At 69.3% G+C, this 18,760-nt stretch carries 16 protein-coding genes, 2 tRNA genes and 1 pseudogene; 14 read left to right on the top strand and 5 right to left on the bottom strand.

Translation table 11 applies throughout. The annotated features are described in order from the left end of the window. Positions 1-1,580 precede the first annotated feature (1,580 nt). Positions 1,581-2,255: a hypothetical protein gene (locus tag ACWGDB_RS30540; RefSeq protein ID WP_453825377.1), complete on the top strand. Its 675-nt coding sequence runs from the start codon at positions 1,581-1,583 to the stop codon at positions 2,253-2,255. A 101-nt stretch (positions 2,256-2,356) separates the two neighbouring features. On the opposite strand, the gene ACWGDB_RS30535 is transcribed toward ACWGDB_RS30540, so the two are convergent. Continuing rightward, on the bottom strand, positions 2,357-3,841 hold the full coding sequence (locus ACWGDB_RS30535) for an amino acid permease (RefSeq protein WP_453825376.1): 1,485 nt from the start codon (positions 3,839-3,841) through the stop codon (positions 2,357-2,359). Positions 3,842-4,058: 217 nt separating this feature from the next. On the opposite strand from ACWGDB_RS30535, the gene ACWGDB_RS30530 reads away from it, so the two are divergent. After that, positions 4,059-4,544 (top strand): ribose-5-phosphate isomerase, encoded by a 486-nt coding sequence (locus ACWGDB_RS30530; RefSeq protein ID WP_383613270.1) that lies wholly within the window; start codon positions 4,059-4,061, stop codon positions 4,542-4,544. A 223-nt stretch (positions 4,545-4,767) separates the two neighbouring features. Continuing rightward, on the top strand, positions 4,768-5,577 hold the full coding sequence (locus ACWGDB_RS30525) for an Fpg/Nei family DNA glycosylase (RefSeq protein ID WP_453825375.1): 810 nt from the start codon (positions 4,768-4,770) through the stop codon (positions 5,575-5,577). Positions 5,578-5,604: 27 nt separating this feature from the next. On the opposite strand, the gene ACWGDB_RS30520 is transcribed toward ACWGDB_RS30525, so the two are convergent. Beyond that, complete coding sequence (locus ACWGDB_RS30520; protein WP_453825374.1) at positions 5,605-6,876, bottom strand: GNAT family N-acetyltransferase; 1,272 nt, start codon at positions 6,874-6,876, stop codon at positions 5,605-5,607. Between the two features lie 162 nt (positions 6,877-7,038). Between ACWGDB_RS30520 and ACWGDB_RS30515 the strand changes: the two genes are divergently transcribed. Then, the gene (locus tag ACWGDB_RS30515) at positions 7,039-8,220 is read left to right on the top strand and encodes a PP2C family protein-serine/threonine phosphatase (RefSeq protein ID WP_453825373.1); all 1,182 of its coding nucleotides are present in this window, start codon (positions 7,039-7,041) and stop codon (positions 8,218-8,220) included. A gap of 256 nt (positions 8,221-8,476) precedes the next feature. Next, the gene (locus tag ACWGDB_RS30510; protein WP_451166706.1) at positions 8,477-8,941 is read left to right on the top strand and encodes an HD domain-containing protein; all 465 of its coding nucleotides are present in this window, start codon (positions 8,477-8,479) and stop codon (positions 8,939-8,941) included. Between the two features lie 40 nt (positions 8,942-8,981). Here the strand turns inward: ACWGDB_RS30510 and ACWGDB_RS30505 are convergent, their stop codons facing one another. After that, complete coding sequence (locus tag ACWGDB_RS30505) at positions 8,982-10,112, bottom strand: acyltransferase family protein (protein WP_453825372.1); 1,131 nt, start codon at positions 10,110-10,112, stop codon at positions 8,982-8,984. 612 nt (positions 10,113-10,724) lie between these two features. Here ACWGDB_RS30505 and ACWGDB_RS30500 point away from each other — a divergent pair. The 4 genes and pseudogenes from ACWGDB_RS30500 (at position 10,725) to ACWGDB_RS30485 (ending at position 12,694) form a co-directional block, all read left to right on the top strand. Then, positions 10,725-10,919: a hypothetical protein gene (locus ACWGDB_RS30500; RefSeq protein ID WP_030044846.1), complete on the top strand. Its 195-nt coding sequence runs from the start codon at positions 10,725-10,727 to the stop codon at positions 10,917-10,919. A gap of 129 nt (positions 10,920-11,048) precedes the next feature. Then, positions 11,049-11,583 (top strand): annotated as a pseudogene (locus ACWGDB_RS30495) (protein kinase domain-containing protein); the annotation flags it as partial. 419 nt (positions 11,584-12,002) lie between these two features. Continuing rightward, positions 12,003-12,500 carry a hypothetical protein gene (locus tag ACWGDB_RS30490; protein ID WP_453825426.1) on the top strand — a complete coding sequence of 166 codons (498 nt, stop codon included), beginning with the start codon at positions 12,003-12,005 and terminating at the stop codon, positions 12,498-12,500. Further along, positions 12,497-12,694, top strand: coding sequence for a hypothetical protein (locus ACWGDB_RS30485; protein ID WP_453825371.1), 198 nt, complete (start codon positions 12,497-12,499; stop codon positions 12,692-12,694). The genes ACWGDB_RS30490 and ACWGDB_RS30485 overlap by 4 nt, the downstream gene beginning before the upstream one ends. Positions 12,695-12,719: 25 nt before the next feature. Here the strand turns inward: ACWGDB_RS30485 and ACWGDB_RS30480 are convergent. Then, positions 12,720-12,793 (bottom strand) — tRNA-Gly (locus ACWGDB_RS30480). Positions 12,794-12,924: 131 nt separating this feature from the next. Between ACWGDB_RS30480 and ACWGDB_RS30475 the strand changes: the two genes are divergently transcribed. The 5 genes from ACWGDB_RS30475 to clpX all read left to right on the top strand — a co-directional run bounded on the left by ACWGDB_RS30475 (position 12,925) and on the right by clpX (position 17,699). After that, positions 12,925-13,001: transfer RNA gene (locus tag ACWGDB_RS30475), tRNA-Pro, on the top strand. A gap of 206 nt (positions 13,002-13,207) precedes the next feature. Further along, the gene (gene tig, locus ACWGDB_RS30470; protein ID WP_389443959.1) at positions 13,208-14,602 is read left to right on the top strand and encodes a trigger factor; all 1,395 of its coding nucleotides are present in this window, start codon (positions 13,208-13,210) and stop codon (positions 14,600-14,602) included. Between the two features lie 273 nt (positions 14,603-14,875). Further along, entirely contained in the window at positions 14,876-15,481 is a 606-nt protein-coding gene (locus ACWGDB_RS30465; RefSeq protein WP_328430572.1) for an ATP-dependent Clp protease proteolytic subunit, read from the top strand. A gap of 70 nt (positions 15,482-15,551) precedes the next feature. Next, positions 15,552-16,232 (top strand): ATP-dependent Clp protease proteolytic subunit, encoded by a 681-nt coding sequence (locus ACWGDB_RS30460; RefSeq protein WP_328881649.1) that lies wholly within the window; start codon positions 15,552-15,554, stop codon positions 16,230-16,232. A 180-nt stretch (positions 16,233-16,412) separates the two neighbouring features. Further along, positions 16,413-17,699 (top strand): ATP-dependent Clp protease ATP-binding subunit ClpX, encoded by a 1,287-nt coding sequence (clpX, locus tag ACWGDB_RS30455; RefSeq protein ID WP_383613191.1) that lies wholly within the window; start codon positions 16,413-16,415, stop codon positions 17,697-17,699. 76 nt (positions 17,700-17,775) lie between these two features. Here the strand turns inward: clpX and ACWGDB_RS30450 are convergent, their stop codons facing one another. Next, entirely contained in the window at positions 17,776-18,759 is a 984-nt protein-coding gene (locus tag ACWGDB_RS30450) for a hypothetical protein (protein WP_453825370.1), read from the bottom strand. Position 18,760 lies beyond the last annotated feature (1 nt).

Below are 18,760 nucleotides of genomic sequence, written 5' to 3'. Positions count from 1 at the left end.
CGGGGCCTGGGCGGTCTGAGGCGGGGGCTGCCGCCGATGCCGGGCGGTCGGACGCGGGGACTGCCGGTGGCCCCGGGCGTTCGGGCGCGGGGGCTGCCGCCGGCCTCGGGGGGTTGGATGCGGGGGCTGCCGCCGACGCCGGGCGGTCTGAGGCGGGGACTGCGGGTGGGCCTGGGCGGTCTGAGGCGGGGGCTGCCGCCGATGCCGGGCGGTCGGACGCGGGGACTGCCGGTGGCCCCGGGCGTTCGGGCGCGGGGGCTGCTGCCGGCCCCGGGGGATCGAGCGCGGAGGCTGCTCCTGGCCCGGCGCGCTCGCGTGCGGGGGCTGCTCCTGGTCCTGGAGGGTTGGAGGTGGGGGCTGCTGCCGACGCCGGGCGGTTGGACGTGGAGAGCGCGGCCGATCCCGGCGCGGGGGCTGCCGCCGGCTCTGCAGTGTGGGGCGAGGGGCCCACGGGGCCCACGCATGGTGCGGTAGCCGAACCGGCGCCGCCGAGCACGTCCGTGCCGGAAGCCGGCCCGGCGGTCGACCAAGGGCCCGAACCGGTGTCTGGTCCCGAGCAGGACGCAGCGCATGGGCCTGAAGCAGTACGTCGCCCTGGCCTCGCTAGGCGCCCTGACTCCGTCCGCGGCTCTGATTCCGTACGGGGCTCTGACTCTGAAGGTGGCCCAGATTCCGTACGGGACCCTGCCCCTGAAGGTGGCCCAGATTCCGTACGCGGCTCTGATCCTGTACGTGGTTCCGAGGCCGCACGTGGCTCTGATTCCGCACGGGTCTCCGAGGCCGCACCTGGCTCTGATTCCGCACGGGCCTCCGACGCCGTCCGCGGCTCTGATTCCGCACGGGTCTCCGAGGCCGCACCTGGCTCTGATTCCGCACGGGCCTCCGACGCCGTCCGCGGCTTTGATCCCGCACCGGTCTCCGACCCCGCACGGCCCTCTGACGCCGCAGGCGTCCCTGATCCCGCACGCAGCGTCGACTCCGCACGAGGCACTGCCCCTGCACGAAGCCCCGCCTCCGAGCAGCACAGCGGCCCCGAACCCATACCCGGCCCGCATCCCGAACCCGCCCGCCCCGAGTCTCAACCCGAGCCCGAAGGGGGAGTGGCCCCGGACCCCGCGGCAGCCACCCCGCAGCACCCGGCATCGGCATCGGTGACTCCCCACCTCCCGTGGAACCCGAAACCCCCAGGGGAATCGCCCACCCCCGCCTACCTCGAGGCCCCCCGCGTCCCGGCCCCGCCCGATCCCCGCCGGCCGGACGACGTACGCGACGCCATCCCGCCACCACCGAACCCCACCCGGGTGCCCGCGCCCGAAGCGGCCCCCTCTGCTCCCTCCGCCGTCACCCCGTCCCCGGCGACGGAGTCTCCTCGCGCCCCCAACGCCTCCACCGAGCTCGCCTCCCAGGGAAGTTCAGAGGTGCGCTCACCCACCCCGGCCGGTGATTCCGGCAGCGTCGCCCCCCGCCGCAACGGTGTCTCACTGGTGCGCTCCGAAGCGGTGACCGAGAGGCGGCCGGCGCCGGGGCCCGCGCCCGGCGGTACGGGACCACACAACGTCAGGCCTCCCACCTCTCCCTCCATGCCGCCCGGCGAACTCCCCGGCCCCGCCGTCCCGGCCGAACGCCGACGCGCGCGGCATCGCCGTACGACTCTCGTCGCCGCCCTCGCAAGCGTCGCCGCCGGCGTCGTCGTAGCGGTCGTCCTGGTGGCCAACTCCGGTTCGCCCGAGGACGACAAGGCAAGCTCCTCCCCGTCGCCGCTCGCCTCTGCCGCGTCCTCCCCGGGCGCCGGCCCCTCGTCCACAGTGGAGGGCACGTCCAGGCCGCAGAGCCTGCCGCCCGGCTCGCGCCGTGAGGCGGGCGGGTTCGCGTGGGTGCCGCCCGAGGGCTGGCAGCGGGACGTCAAGACCGGGTCGGAGGTGCACTACACGTCACCGGACGCCAGACAGGAACTCGCCGCCAAGTCGTCCCTGGCCCGCGACGACCTGATGGACTCCTGGCAGAGGTCGGAGCAGGACGCCCAACAGGGCCGTGACTACAACAAGATCCGCCTGGAGCGGACGACGTTCCGCGGACACCCGGCGGTGGTCTGGGAGTACACCTTCACCCTCGACGATCTCCCTTGGCACGCCCGCCTGCTGGGCTTCACGGTCGAGGGGAAGTCGTACCAGATCAACACGTGGTACCAGCCGGACATGGAAGAGCAGGCGCTGAAGACCTACGAGAAGGTGAGGGACAGCTTCACCGTGCTGTGAACACAAAGCCGAGGGGCCCTCGAAACGCGCAAGCGTCCCAAGAGCCCCTCGACCTCGTTCTCAGCCCAGTACTCAGCCTCAGGCCGAGCGGTGGGCAAAAATCAGCCGGTCTTGACCTCGTCGCGCGGCGCATCCGACGCGGCTGCGGCCTCGACACCCGCCGCCGGGCGATCTCCGTCGCGGACCTTCTGCTTGATGAAGGCGACGGCCAGCACGAGCGCGGCCACGAGCAGCGACAGCAGCACGGTCTTGCGGCCGTCGTGCTCGGTGTCGGTGAGCATGTAGCCGAGGATGAACACGATCAGCGCGGCCGTGGCCCAGGTCAGGTACGGGTACAGCCACATCTTCACGACCAGCTTCTCCGGCGCCTCGGCCTTGATGATCTTCCGCATGCGCAGCTGCGAGAAGCAGATGGCCAGCCAGACGAACAGGGCGACCGCACCGGAGGAGTTGACCAGGAAGAGGAAGACGGAGTCCGGGAACTTGTAGTTGAAGAACACGGCCACGAACCCGAACGCGACGGACGCGAGGATCGCCGTACGCGGCACACCGTTGCCGGTGGTGCGGGCGAAGGACTTCGGCGCGTCCCCGCGCTGGCCGAGGGAGAAGGCCATGCGGGAGGCGGTGTAGAGGCCGGAGTTGAGGCAGGACAGCACCGAGGTCAGCACGATGAAGTTCATGATCTGACCGGCGTGCGGGATGCCGAGGGAGTTGAGCGCGGCGACGTACGAGCCGTCGTCGGCGATGGACTTGCTGTCCCAGGGCAGCAGGGCCACGACGACGAAGATCGAGCCGAGGTAGAAGACGGCGACACGCCAGATGATGCTGTTGGTGGCCTTGGTGACGGCCTGCTGCGGGTTCTCCGACTCACCGGCGGCGAGGGTGGCGATCTCGCTGCCCATGAAGGAGAAGACGACGAGCAGCACACCGGTGAGGATGGCACCGGGTCCGTTCGGCAGGAATCCGCCGTGCTCGGTGAGGTTGCTCAGCCCGGCCTGCTCGCTGTCGACGCCGGGCAGCAGCCCGAACACGGCCAGCCCGCCGATGATGATGAACGCGGCGATGGCGACGACCTTGATCCCGGCGAACCAGAACTCGAACTCGCCGTACGACCCGACGGAGACCAGGTTCGTGGCGGTCAGCACCAGCATCACGATCAGGGCCCAGGCCCACTGCGGTACGGACGGGATCCAGCCCTCCAGGATCACCGCACCGGCGGTCGCCTCGACCGCCAGCACGACGACCCAGAAGAACCAGTACAGCCAGCCGATGGAGAAGCCGGCCCAGCTGCCGAGCGCGCGGTCGGCGTGGGCGGAGAACGATCCGGAGGTCGGGTTCGCCGCGGACATCTCCCCGAGCATCCGCATCACCAGCACCACGAGCGTGCCGACGAGGGCGTACGAGAGAAGGATGCCGGGGCCTGCGGTGGCGATACCGGAGCTGGACCCGACGAAGAGTCCGGCGCCGATGACACCGCCGATGGCGATCATGGACAGATGGCGGTTCTTGAGCCCGGCCTGTAGGCCGTGACCGCCTGCGGCCGGTTCGGCCGGTCCGGCCGTTTTCTGAGTCGGCTGCGAAGTCATGGAACGGATTTCCTTTGCGCCGTGGTGAGCGGTTCTCGTACTGGCGGGGTGCATGAGGCGTACGAGTCGGACCAGTGAATCGGAGGAGAACGGATTCGGGAACCTTTGATTCGGGATTGTTACTTGAGGTTTCCTTGAGCTTCCATGGCCTGCGTCACAATTCACACGATCGACACCCGGCGCTGCTGCCCGGTATCAGCCGTGTCACACTCGTTCCATGCGCGTGTATCTCGGCTCCGACCATGCGGGCTTCGAACTCAAGAACCACCTCGTCGACTGGCTCAAGGCGGCCGGCCACGACCCGGTGGACTGCGGCCCCCACATCTACGACGCCCAGGACGACTACCCGCCCTTCTGCCTCCGCGCCGCGGAGCAGACGGCCGCGGACCCCGACGCCCTCGGCATCGTGATCGGCGGCTCGGGCAACGGCGAGCAGATCGCCGCGAACAAGGTCAAGGGCGTCCGCGCGGCACTGGCCTGGAGCGAGGAGACGGCCTCCCTCGGCCGCCAGCACAACAACGCCAACGTCGTCGCCGTGGGCGCCCGCATGCACACCCAGGACGAGGCGACCAAGTTCGTCGAGACCTTCCTCAACACCCCGTACTCCGGCGAGGACCGCCACACCCGCCGCATCGAAATGCTCTCCGCTTACGAAACGACAGGCGACCTCCCCCCGATCCCGCCGCACCACCCGCAGCAGTAGGGCCACAGGGCTCCGCCCTTTCGGCGGCGGTCCAGGCATTTCAGCCCGTCCGGCGTTTGAGGACGAGGCCGTTCAGGCCGACAGCGGGGGTCTGGGGGCGCCAGCCCCCAGGGACCGGGGTCGAAGGGGCAGAGTTCCTGGAGGACGGGAAGGGTAGGGGTGGCGGGGGCGAAAAACCCCGCCGCACCCCCGGCAGGCACCCGCACACCAACAAGGAGCCACCGTGCCCGAGGGCCACACCATCCACCGTCTGGCCCAGGACTACGCCACCGCATTCCTCGGCACGACCCCCCACGTCACCAGCCCCCAGGGCAAGTTCTCAGACGCCGCAGCCCTCCTCGACCGCGCAGAACTCACCCGCACCGAGGCCCACGGCAAACACCTCTTCCTCGCCTTCCGCGACTCCGACTGGATCCACATCCACCTCGGCCTCTTCGGCAAGGTCAACTTCGGCGCCGCCCCCGCACCCCCACCCACGGACACCGTCCGCCTCCGCCTCGCGAACACCACCGCATACGTCGACCTCCGCGGCCCCACCACCTGCGCCCTGATCACGCACACGGAGAAGCAGGCGATACACGACCGCCTGGGCCCGGACCCCCTCCGCGCCGACGCGAACCCGCACACCGCCTACAGCAGAATCTCTCGCAGCCGTACGACCATCGCCGCCCTGCTCATGGACCAGAAGGTCATCGCCGGTGTCGGCAACGTCTACCGCGCCGAGGTCCTCTTCCGGCACCGCATCGACCCGTACCGCACGGGCAAGGACATCACCCGCGCACAGTGGGACGCCATCTGGACGGACCTCGTCGACCTCATGCGCGAGGGCGTCCGCAACAACCGCATCGACACCGTCCGCCCCGAGCACACCCCGGACGCGATGGGCCGCCCGCCCCGCGTCGACGACCACGGCGGCGAGGTCTACGTCTACCGCCGGGCCAACCTGCCCTGCCACATCTGCGGCGGCGAGATCCGCACCGCCGACCTGGCCGCCCGCAACCTCTTCTGGTGCCCGAACTGCCAGACACCGTAACCAATCCCGTAGCCGGTTGACGCGACGTCAGAACCCGTGCGGCAACCACGGAGCCACCGTGGAAGCGAACCCCACGGACGCCTCCGCCAACGCCCCCTGCCGCACCTCCCGCACCCGCCCGGCGGCACCCAGCGCCCCCAGGCTCACGCCGCCGAGATAGGCGGCCCCCAACTCCCGTACGGACAGGGAGAGATCGGCGGCGTCCGTCGTACGCTCGCACGACGCGCCCTTGGCATCGCCCACCAGCCGCCAACGCCCCGCGTTCCAGGGGCAGAAGGCGTCCTCGACCTCGAACACGACGTCCACCGGCGCCTGGTACGTCCTGGCCGCCAGTGCGGCCCCGACATCGACCAGCCGTACGTGCAGGGCGTCCTTCACCCGTACCTCGCACCGCCGCAGGTCGGAGACCTGGTGCTGCCACGCCTCGTCCGTCGGACGGGACCGCACCGTCACCTTGGACGTCAGGTCGATGCCGAACAGGAACCGCCACAGCGCGGCCTCCGCCGCCGGGGTCAGGGCCTGAACATCCCGCAACTGCACGGCGCCACAGGGGCCGTTGCCGTCCCACTCCGGCTTGACCCGGAAACGCGCGTACCCGACGACCTCGCCGTCCTGCTCCGCCAGCACGCACTGCAGCGGCGACGCGCCCTCCCGGTCGCTCTCGGGGTCGAGCAGTCCGAGCCGCTCCCAGCCGGGCAGCCGCGCGAGCATCCCGGGCCGGCCGGACACCTTGCGCGCGTACACCGCCTCACACGCGTCGAGGACGTCGGCCGGTACGGCGTAGCGCAGCCGTACGTCGTCGGTGCCGGGCGGCACGGACAGCCTTACGCGTGCGGTGTCGATCTCGGCGCTCACCTGGTAGGTGCCGATGCCGTAGCCGAACCGGCCATAGATCTCCGGCTCGGAGGCGGTCAGCACCGCCACCGGCCAGCCCCAGTCACGCACATCGTCCAACTGCCGGCGCATCATCGACGTAAGCACGCCGCGCCTGCGGTGCGTGGCGGCGACGCTGACCATCGTGACCCCGGCGGCGGGCACGGCGGCTCCGCCGGGCACCGTGAGCCGGAAGCTGAACGCGCCGGCCGTCCCCACGCACACGTCCCCGTCCCAGACGCCGAGGGAACGGTCGAACTCGGTGAGGGCGTCCCACAACTCCCGCTCCTCGGCCGACTCCGGGACGCCGCTGAAGGCGCGGATCAGGGTGTCGTACCAGATGCCCCATTCGTCCTTCCGTAGCACCCGCAGCTCGGGGCCGGTCGGGTCCGGACGGCCGCTGTCGCTCGCACTGTCTTTCGCCATGAAACATGCCTACCAGGGCATTGCGGGACGAGCGAGGGAATTTCTCGGTGCCGACGGCACGGCGGCTTTCCGTGAAGTTCACTGTGAAGTCGAACCTCGGACGGGGGACAAGTGGGACCTCCCGTGCCAAGCAGCTGGTCCGATGGATAGGGTCCCGAACTAATGGCAGCAGGACGAGAGCGGCGCACGGTGGCCGAGACGTTCACGGCCCGGTTGAAGATGCAGTGGCACCGGGCCCGCGTCGGCCTGCGCAGAAGCGCCGTGGACTACTTCCGCGGCGACGGCTCCGACTGGATCGCGCTGGCCGGCCTGCTGGTCACGGTCCCACTGATCTGTGCCGTGACGATGGCCAACCCGGTGTGGTTCTCGCCGGCCGCGCTGGTGCTCCCCATCGTCGCGGGCGGACTGCTGCTGCGCCCGGCGAGCCTGCTGGGCCTGTACGCGGCGGCGGCCACCGCCCTCATCGTCGAGTCGGTGCAGCTGGGCCCGTACACGGAGGGCCCGTCCCGCGTCACCCCGGGTGTGGTCCTGGTCGTGGCGGCGTGCGGGTTCTTCGGCTTGCTCATCGCGCAGTTCCGCAGCCGCGTGGGCGTGCCCTGGCGGCGCGGCGGCACGATGCTCTTCGACCTGCGCGAACGCATCCGCGTCCAGAGCAAGCTGCCGCAGCTCCCGCACGGTTGGCATCGCGAGATGGCCCTGCGCCCGGCAGGCGGCCAGTCCTTCTCGGGCGACTTCGTGGTCGCGGCCCGCACGAACGGCGGCCGCACCCTGGAGGTCGTCCTGACGGACGTCTCGGGCAAAGGCATGGACGCGGCCTCCCGGGCCCTCCTCCTCTCAGGAGCCTTCGGCGGCCTGCTCGGCAGCCTGCCCCCGCACGCGTTCCTCCCGGCGGCCAACGGCTACCTGCTCCGCCAGGACTGGGACGAGGGCTTCGCCACCTCGATCCACCTGGTCCTCGACCTGGACTCGGGCGACTACGAGCTCTACTCCGCCGGCCACCCCCCGGGCCTCCAGCTCAGCGCGGGCAGCGGCCGCTGGGAGGAGAAGGCCGCCGAAGGCCCCCTCCTCGGCGTTTACGACGGTGCCCAGTTCGACCCCGTGAAGGGCTCCCTGCGCCCCGGAGACGTACTGATGCTCTTCACGGACGGCCTCGTCGAAACATCCGACCGCGACATCGTCGAGGGCATCGACCGCCTCACCGGCGAAGCCGACCGCTACGTAGCCGGCGGCTTCCACGGCGCGGCCTGGCACCTGATCGAAGCGGTGGCGAAGGACGTCAACGACGACCGAGCCCTCCTACTGATCTGCCGAGAGGGCCCAACGTCCCAAACAGCCCCCCGCTGACCGACCGCCCACCGAGACCGACTCCGCACCGCCCCGAGCCTTCCCTGACGGCCCCTGCCGGCTCCCGGCCCTAACCCCCACCCACCTGTCGGCGCCGGTCCCGGCATTTCAGCCCGTCCGGCGTTTGAGGACGAGGCCGTTCAGGCCGATGGCGGAGGTCTGGGGGCGGCAGCCCCCAGGGGCCGGGGTCGAAGGGGCGGCGGAGCCCCTGGAGGACGGGAAGGGCAGGGGCGGGCGGGGGCGGGACACTGGACGCGTGACAGAGACCTCCCGAACCCCCCTGTCCCTGACCGCCGTCGAGGACATCGCCCGTACCGCCCACGCGTCCCAGACCGACAAGGCCGGCCGCCCCTACACCGAGCACCTCGCAGCCGTGGCCGAAGGCGTCCGCACACACGGCGGCGACGAGGACCAGATCGCCGCAGCCTGGCTGCACGACGCCGTCGAGGACGACGCCCTGTCCGACCAGTGGCTGGCACAGGCCCCCCTGAGCCCCCGTACCAAGGCCATCGTGCTGGCGCTCACCAAGCGCCCCGGCGAACCCCCCGAGACCTACGCCGCCCGCATCCTCGAAACCCCGGGCGCCCTGCTCGTGAAGCAGGCAGACCTGGCCCACAACGCCGACCCGAACCGCCTCGCCGCCCTCGACGAACCGACCCGCAAACGACTGACCGAGAAGTACGCACGGATGCGCGCACTTCTCGGTCTGAAAGCCGACTGATGTCCCACGAGTCGCACGGGCGAAACCCCGAAGGGTCCCGTCAGGCGTTGACCTTCTCGCGCGAGGCGGACCCTTCCCGCTTCTCCCGCTCCCGGGCCAACTCCGCGGCATCCCGCTTGAAGGCCCACTCCATCTTCGGCTCCATCGCGAACCGGAACACCCGCTGCACGGGCGCGGTGCACAACAGCGTCACACCGACGGCCGCGAGCACGGTGACGAAGATCTCGCCGAGCGGCCGCTGCAGCCAGGCGTGCTCGAACCAGCCCTGGTAGTCACCGGCCTTCACCACGAAGCCGTGCAGCAGGTAGCCGTACAGCGTGCCCGCGCCGAGCGCCGTGAACCACATGTGCCGGCGCGGCACCCACGCGAAGAAGCAGGCCGTCAGTACCAGCGAGCAGCCGAACATCGCCAGCACCATGACCGGCCCGCTCCACCACGGCGCGGACAGCTCCTGCGCGGCGTCCCGGTGGTAGAACCACGCGGTGTTCATCCGCGGCACCGCCCACCAGCCGAAGCCGAGCGCCACCGCGAACACCGGCACGGACAGCATCCGCACCGTGCGCGTGCGCACCATGTGGAAGTGCTCGGGCTTCATGCACAGGCCCAGCACGAAGTACGGCAGGAACTGCAGAACCCGCTGCAGATCCAGGTCGTCACCGATCTCCGGGGTGACGGTCCCCGCCATGGCGAGGCCGAGCGCGATCGGCAGCGGCCAGCGCACCATCTTCCAGATGGGGGTGGTCATCCGCCAGATGAACAGCGCACACAGGAACCACGTCAGGTACCACGGGTCCAGCAGGCTGATGTCCTGGCCGGGGTCGTCGTCGATCCAGCGCTTGAAGAGCGGGTACGCCGTCTCGAAGACGATGTACGGCACGGCGACACCGGTGATCAGCCGCTTCAGCCGGTTGGGGCTCGCGTCGAAACTGCGCGAGAAGAAGCCGGAGATGATGATGAACGCCGGCATGTGGAAGGTGTACACGACGGTGTACACGGCCTCCAGGATGCGGCTGTCGCCCTTGATCGGCTCCCAGGCGTGGCCTATGGCGACGAGCACGATCGCCAGGTACTTGGCGTTGTCGAAGAACGCGTCGCGCTGCTTGGTACCGCCGGACGCGGGTCTGGTGTTCGCCTGAGCCTTCTTGTTCTGCGGCGAGCGCGGACTCGGCACTCCGTCCGCCGACGACTCTGCCGGGGGGAGTGGCGCTCTGTTGTGGCCGTGCGGTCGCAGCGAGTTGTTCACAGACCCTCCCACCGGAAGCCGGGGGAGTCGATCCAGGCCCTCGCTGCGCATGCGGGGGACGAGGCAGCATGGAACATCTGAGGCACCCTAGCGTTGCCTATGGGATTTCGTAAAACCTGCGAGGTCGTTCCCGGTTATTGCGTTCGAACTCACGTGTACAACGAACATGCACCTGGCAGACACCTGTTGGACATCCGCCTTGTCTGGATTCATCCCGACTAAAAGGTGCATATGGTCAGGAGCCGACTCCGATGGAATGATCAACTCACCCACAATTCGAATTGTCGGCGAACACGTTGTGTGTCGATGGAAACGAACCCGTCGAATTCTCTCCCCCGGCGTTCCCTCGAATTGCTGTACGGACTCAACGAGAGAGGTGACCGCGTCCGACGCGCCCGCACAGATCCGGCACAGGTGTGGCGAACGAAACGTCACGTGCCGCATAGCGAGGCCCGGTTGGTGGCACGATGGTTCTGGCGGGGGTGCGCGGGGTCGCATCCCCGGGCCGGGAGAGCGGACCGACCGAGGGTGTGATCTGTTGTGGCCATTTCGCTGTCAGTGGTGTTGCTGTTGGCGATCATCTTGGTGGTGCTGATCCGTGGCGGATCCCTGAAGGCCGGCCCCGCCGTCGTCGCCGTGCTGTTCGGCTTCTTCCTGGCCTCGACAGGCATGGCCGACGACATCCAGCGGTTCCTCAACTCGATAGCGGAGACCATCAACTCGATCCAGTTCTAGGGTCCGTCAGGCGGCTTCCGGGGCCCGTGGGGCGGCCCGGAAGAGTACGGATACCCTCGTTCGAGGTCGTCGAACGGTACGGAACGGGGAAACGTACGGGGCGGCACTGCGCGACACGGACCCGGCGGAGTGGGTGGCCACCGGATCGAGGACCGTCTCGGCTTCGACGGCATGGGCGTGGTCTACCTGGCCCGCTCCGCCTCCGGCCGTCGCCTCGCCCTCAAGGTCGTGCACGCGCAGTACGCCGACGATGACGAGTTCCGCACCCTCCCCCACTCTCGGCTTCGCTCGAACGGGGGACTCCCATCGCCGCGAGGTGGCCGCCGCCCGCCAGGTCAGCGGCGCCCTCACCGCTCCCGTCGTGGACGCCGACGCGCCGCGCCCCTGGACGGCCACGCTCCACATCCCGGGCGAGGACCTCGGTACCCGCATCCGCCGCCACGGCCCCCTGCCGCTGCCGAAGTTGCGCGAACTCGCCGCCGGCCTCGCCGAGGCCCTGCGCGACATCCATCGCGCGGGGATGGTCCACCGGGACCTGAAACCGGCCAACGTGATGCTCGCCGAGGACGGCCCCCGCGTCATCGGCTTCGGCATCTCCCGCGCCACCGAGTTCGGCGCCTCGGACGTCCTCACCCAGACCGGCCGCGATGGGGGAGGGTGCCCCGCCTTATGGGACGGCCGTACGTGTCATCGACGGCACCCCGGAACTCGACAATGCGCCGCCCGACTTGCTCACTTTCATCCACCTCTGTCTGGAAAAGTAGGACGAGTTGCTTGGGCTGCTGCGCGACGGCCGCATCCCGGAGCCGACGCCGCCGGAGCCCACGAAGGCGGACAAGGAGACAAGGAGACCTCACCCGTACGACCGCCCAGGCGCCGCAGACGCCTGCGGTCGGCCATCGCGCTGGGCGCCGCGCTCCTCACCGCCGCCACCACCGTCGCCGTGAAGACGACTCCGCTCCGGCCGGCCTGTCGGCCGCCTGGCAGGCCTGGCACAAGAAGTCGAAGGACCCGAGCGTCGACAAGGAGCCGATCGGCCCCGGCGGTCCCTTCAACCGCTAAATCGCCTCAGGCACGTCGCTGGTGTGCGCGGGCGACGAGGTCCTGGCGACCCGGTTCGCCCTGGCCAGCGGCAGCAACACCTGGGCCCGCCCCCATGGACGCCACCCCCGACGACATCACCGGCACGAGCGCCTCGACCCCACCACCGGCCGTGCCCGCTGGACCGTTCAGGTCAAGGGGGAGCAGGACATCGTCGGACAGACCGGCGAGCGCCTGATCCTGCTCGGCACGGGCGGCACGCACCGCACGATGACCTTGCTCAACGCGTCGCCGGCCGTCCGGACGACCGTACGGCTGTCCAAGGCCCAGCCCGAGGGCTCCACCCCGGTCCTCCTGCGCGGGGCCCTCCGACACCCACCTCTACCTGGCTGGCATCTCCGCCCCACCGGTCCTGGTCGGCGACGCCCTCTACGCCCCGTACGGCATCCGTTCGGCGAGGATCGGGATCACCACGTCGAGGCTTGTCGGTGCGTGGAGGGCGCGAAGCCTTGGGCTGGGAGCCGCCTCTTCCGGGGATGATCCAGGGCGCTGACACGAACGAGATCCTCAACGTTCTCCCGTACGCGCTCGCCCGCTTTGCCCTGCTGATGGCGCCGGTGACCGCGCTCCTGGTGTGCATCGGCCATCGGCACGCAAGATCGAAACGCCGCGATCAGCTCTCGGAGGGCCCGGAGACGGCCACGAAAACGGCTCAGGGCCAGGTCGGGGACTAATCCTCTGACCTGGCCCTGAGCCGTATGGAGCGGGCGACGGGAATCGAACCCGCGTAGCTAGTTTGGAAGACTAGGGCTCTACCATTGAGCTACGCCCGCACAGGACGCGCCGCAGGTCAGGTGACCGCGGCACAGAAGGCATCGTAGCGGGTCGGCACCCCTCATCGCACACCCCGTTAATGCGGCGGCCGCGCTGCCTGTGGGCATGTACCCTACGTGTCGCACCAGCACGGGGTGTGGCGCAGCTTGGTAGCGCGTCCGCTTTGGGAGCGGAAGGCCGTGGGTTCAAATCCCGCCACCCCGACCAGGACCGGTCAAGACCGGCCACATGCGTGGCGACCTCGTGTGATCGCGTCCAGTGATCGCCTTTGGGGCGTGTCGCCGCTGCCGTTACTATGCAAGCTGCACGCCCGTGTGTCTCTCCATCTGATGAAGTCCTCCCGGGCGGCGAAATCCGCCGGGCCAGTCTGGTCCCGGCAGAACCCAAGAAGTCAGCCACAAGGAGACCGAACCGTGAAGAGCGCCGTGGAGACCCTGAACCCGACTCGGGTTCGGCTCACTGTCGAGGTGCCCTTCGAGGAGCTCAAGGACAGCCTCGACGCGGCGTACAAGAAGATCAACCAGCAGGTCACGGTGAAGGGCTTCCGCAAGGGCAAGATCCCGGCCCGCGTCATCGACCAGCGGTTCGGCCGTGGCGCCGTGCTGGAGGAGGCCGTCAACGACGCGCTGCCGAAGTTCTACACCGAGGCGGTCAACGAGGCCGACCTCAACGTCCTGGGCCAGCCCGAGGTCGACATCACCGAGCTGAAGGACGGCGAGACGCTGAACTTCACCGCCGAGGTCGACATCCGCCCGACCATCGAGATCCCGGACTACTCCGGCATCGAGGTCGAGGTCGACGCGGTCGAGGTCACCGACGAGGACGTCGAGAAGTCGGTCGAGCAGCTCCGCGAGCGCTTCGCCTCCACCTCCCCGGTCGAGCGGGCCGCCGAGGACGGCGATGTCGTCACCATCGACCTGCAGGCCAAGGTCGACGACGAGGTCCTGGAGGACGGCGTCGCCGAGGGTGTCTCCTACACCATCGGCTCCGGCGAGCTGCTGGAAGGCATCGACGACGCCGTGAAGGGCCTCGAGGCCGGTGGCGAGGCCACCTTCGCCTCCGAGCTCAAGGGCGGCTCGGCGGCCGGCAAGGAGGCCGAGGTCACCGTCAAGGTCACCCAGGTCGCCGCCCGCGAACTGCCCGAGCTGGACGACGAGTTCGCGCAGCTCGCCTCCGAGTTCGACACGCTGGACGAGCTCAAGGCCGACAGCCGCAAGCGCCTCGAGAACATGAAGCAGTACGACCAGGCCACGCAGGCCCAGGAGCGCGTCCTGGAGAAGCTGCTGGAGCTCGTCGAGGTGCCCGTCCCCGAGAAGCTGCTCGAGGACGAGATCAACACCCGTAAGCACAACCTCGAGCACCACCAGCTCGGCCAGATGGGTCTCGACCTCGAGAAGTACCTCGAGATCCAGGGTAAGACGGTCGAGGAGTTCGATGCCGAGACCAAGGAAGCCGCGGTCAAGGGCATCAAGACGCAGTTCGTCCTCGACGAGCTCGTCAAGCAGGAGAAGCTGAACGTCAACCAGGAGGAGCTCACCGAGCACCTCATGCGTCGCGCCGCCTCCTCCGGCATGTCCCCCGACCAGTTCGCCCAGGCGGTCGTCGAGGGCGGCCAGGTTCCGCTCCTGGTCGGCGAGGTCGCCCGCGGCAAGGCCCTGGCCGTCGTGGTCGAGAAGGCCGTGGTCAAGGACACCAACGGCGAGGTCATCGACCTGGACGACGAGGACGAGACCGAGCAGGCCACCGAGACGGTGGAGGCCGCCGAGGGCACCGCCGACGAGGCCGCCGAGGAGAAGTCCGAGGGCTGAGCCCACGGCACCTTGTAAGCCGTACGGACGGGCCCCGGGTCATTGGATGACCCGGGGCCCGTCTGCTTACCCGGTGGACCTGCGGCGAGCAGGAACGGCCCACCGGCGGTGCGCATGCGCTCACAGCGAACACCCGCTGAACCGGGATTGCAGCACAGGGCCACCGCGTTAGGGTCCATGAGTATGAGGGCAGGGAAGCCCCCGTTGCCCGCAGAACACGTAAGACGGCCCGGCGCCGTCGTAAGACGAGCAGGTGGATACGTGACGAATCTGATGCCCTCCGCCGCCGGCGAGCCCTCCATCGGCGGTGGCCTCGGCGACCAGGTCTACAACCGGCTGCTCGGCGAGCGGATCATCTTCCTCGGCCAGCCGGTCGACGACGACATCGCCAACAAGATCACTGCGCAGCTGCTGCTCCTTGCCGCCGAACCGGACAAGGACATCTTCCTGTACATCAACAGCCCCGGCGGTTCGATCACGGCCGGCATGGCGATCTACGACACCATGCAGTACATCAAGAACGACGTGGTGACCATCGCCATGGGCCTCGCCGCCTCGATGGGACAGTTCCTGCTCAGCGCGGGTACCCCGGGCAAGCGCTTCGCGCTGCCGAACGCCGAGATCCTGATCCACCAGCCCTCCGCGGGCCTGGCCGGCTCGGCCTCCGACATCAAGATCCACGCCGAGCGGCTGCTGCACACGAAGAAGCGCATGGCCGAGCTCACGTCCCAGCACACGGGCCAGTCGATCGAGCAGATCACCCGCGACTCGGACCGTGACCGCTGGTTCGACGCCTTCGAGGCCAAGGAGTACGGCCTCATCGACGACGTGATGCCCACGGCCGCCGGTATGCCGGGCGGCGGCGGCACCGGGGCCTGAGCCCCACCGCGGGGCACACACACCCCCGCAGCGCCCCCAGCCGACCGCCCAAGCCCCTAGGAGACAGACAGTGAACGACTTCCCCGGCAGCGGCCTGTACGACCGCACGCGCGCCGAGTACACGGGTCCCGCCGCCGAGTCCCGCTACGTCATCCCGCGGTTCGTGGAGCGCACCTCGCAGGGCATCCGCGAGTACGACCCGTACGCGAAGCTCTTCGAGGAGCGCGTGATCTTCCTCGGCGTGCAGATCGACGACGCCTCCGCCAATGACGTCATGGCGCAGCTGCTGTGCCTGGAGTCGATGGACCCCGACCGGGACATCTCGGTCTACATCAACAGCCCGGGCGGCTCCTTCACCGCCCTCACGGCCATCTACGACACGATGCAGTTCGTGAAGCCGGACGTCCAGACGGTCTGCATGGGCCAGGCGGCCTCCGCCGCGGCCGTGCTGCTGGCCGCCGGCACGCCCGGCAAGCGCATGGCGCTGCCCAACGCCCGCGTGCTGATCCACCAGCCGTACAGCGAGACCGGCCGCGGTCAGGTCTCCGACCTGGAGATCGCCGCGAACGAGATCCTGCGGATGCGCTCGCAGCTGGAGGAGATGCTGGCCAAGCACTCCACCACGCCGATCGAGAAGATTCGCGAGGACATCGAGCGCGACAAGATCCTCACAGCCGAGGACGCGCTGTCGTACGGGCTGATCGACCAGATCATCTCCACCCGGAAGATGAACAACGCCGACGTTCGCTGACGCGGACCCGGTAGTGTCTGCTGCCCCTTGGCACGGTTTGGGACGGTGCACGTCAAAGTGAACCGCGCCAAGGGGGGCCCGAACGGGGGGCCAGGCAAGGTACCGTCGACATAAGGCAGCACCAGGAGCCGCTGGATTCGAAAACGTCCAGTCGTCTCCCAGGCGAAGGGGAAGCACACCGTGGCACGCATCGGTGACGGCGGCGATCTGCTCAAGTGCTCGTTCTGCGGCAAGAGCCAGAAGCAGGTCAAGAAGCTCATCGCAGGCCCTGGTGTGTACATCTGCGACGAGTGCATCGATCTCTGCAACGAGATCATCGAGGAAGAGCTCGCGGAGACCAGTGAGGTCCGCTGGGAGGAACTGCCCAAGCCGCGCGAGATCTACGAGTTCCTCGAGGGCTATGTGGTCGGCCAGGAAGCAGCCAAGAAGGCGCTCTCCGTCGCCGTCTACAACCACTACAAGCGCGTGCAGGCCGGCGAGAACGGCGGCGGTCAAAGCCGCGAGGACGCCATCGAGTTGGCGAAGTCCAACATCCTGCTGCTGGGCCCCACGGGCTCCGGCAAGACGCTGCTCGCCCAGACCCTGGCCCGCATGCTGAACGTCCCCTTCGCCATCGCGGACGCGACGGCGCTGACGGAGGCCGGCTATGTCGGCGAGGACGTCGAGAACATCCTGCTGAAGCTGATCCAGGCGGCCGACTACGACGTCAAGAAGGCCGAGACCGGGATCATCTACATCGACGAGATCGACAAGGTCGCGCGGAAGAGTGAAAATCCGTCGATCACCCGGGACGTGAGCGGCGAGGGCGTCCAGCAGGCCCTGCTGAAGATCCTGGAGGGCACGACGGCCTCGGTCCCGCCGCAGGGCGGCCGTAAGCACCCGCACCAGGAGTTCATCCAGATCGACACGACGAACGTCCTGTTCATCGTGGGCGGCGCGTTCGCGGGCCTGGAGAAGATCATCGAGTCCCGGGCCGGCGCCAAGGGCATCGGCTTCGGCGCGACGATCCGCTCCAAGCGCGAGCTGGAGGCCAAGGACCAGTTCGAGGACGTCATGCCCGAGGACCTGGTCAAGTTCGGCATGATCCCCGAGTTCATCGGCCGCCTCCCCGTCATCACCTCGGTCCACAACCTGGACCGCGAGGCCCTGCTCCAGATCCTGGTCGAGCCGCGCAACGCCCTCGTCAAGCAGTACCAGCGCCTCTTCGAACTCGACGGCGTGGAACTCGACTTCGAGCGCGAGGCCCTGGAGGCCATCGCCGACCAGGCCATCCTCCGCCAGACCGGCGCGCGCGGCCTGCGCGCCATCATGGAGGAGGTCCTGATGTCGGTGATGTACGAGGTGCCGTCCCGCAAGGACGTCGCCCGGGTCGTCATCACGGCCGAGGTCGTCCAGTCGAACGTGAACCCGACGCTGATTCCGCGGGATGCGCGGGGGCGGGGGTCGGGGGAGCAGAAGACGGCGTAGCCGCACCGCACTACCGCAGACGTACGAAGGGGCCCCGGTCGCGAGACGGGGCCCTTCGTAGTTGGCGCGTGCGGTGTCAGGCCTTTTCGCGGACTTCCTGGCGCAGCTTGCTGGTGAGGTCGACCGTGGTGTCCTTGCCGACGCCCGTGCCGGTGTTGTCGCCGGGCGAGACCATGGCGACCGTGCTGTAGTCGGCCCAGGCGCAGAACCAGTCGGTGGACTGCTTCTTGGTGAGTGCGTTGGTGGCCTTGGTCGACTGGCACTTGGCGACCGCGCCGTCGATCTCGACCTCCTCGGGCTCGCCTACCAGCTCGGCATTCTGCATGGTGGGGGAGTCGCTCGAAGAGCTCTTCTCGACCTCCTTCTGGATGGAGGCGAAGAACTTGTCCAGGGTCGACTGGGGGTCCGCGATCTCTCCGTAACCGCCCACCATCGTGACGCCCTTGGCGGCCAGCAGCTCCGCCTGGTCAGGGATGGTGCTGGGGTCCTGCGGGTCGTAGTTGCTGAAGTCGGCGGTGGACCAGCTCCCGACGACGACCGTTCCGTTCTTGACGCCGCTCTTCTCCATGTCCTTCACGGTGTCGGAGTCGGAGGACTGGTTCCTTGCACTGACCCGCTTGTACTCGCTGAGCACCGTCGCCGGCGTAGCCAGCTTGTGCGCCCCGTCGTCCTCGAGGTTGCCCGCGCCGCCGCCCCTGCTGCCGCCCAGCACGAAGTACGCGCCCACGCCGATGGCGGCCACGACGGCCACGGCGCCGATGATCAGGCCGGCCTTCTTGCCGCCGCCACCCGGAGCCGGGGGCTGGGGCATGCCGTACTGAGGCTGCTGGCCGTACTGGGGCTGCTGGCCGTAGGGGTTCGGCTGCTGGGGCGGGACGCCGGGGGGCTGCTGGGGGTAGCCGTAGCCGGGCTGGGCCGGCGGGGCCTGCTGGGGGTAGCCGTAGCCGGGCTGGGGCGCCTGCGGCTGCTGGCCGTAGGGACCGGGCTGCTGAGGCTGCCCGCCGTACGGACCGGGCTGCTGGGGCTGCCCGCCGTACGGGCCCGGCTGGTTGTAGCTCATT

It is taken from the genome of Streptomyces sp. NPDC055013 (assembly GCF_053608645.1).
Note: the sequence above shows the minus strand (reverse complement) of the source record. Positions and strands in the feature narration are given on the sequence as shown.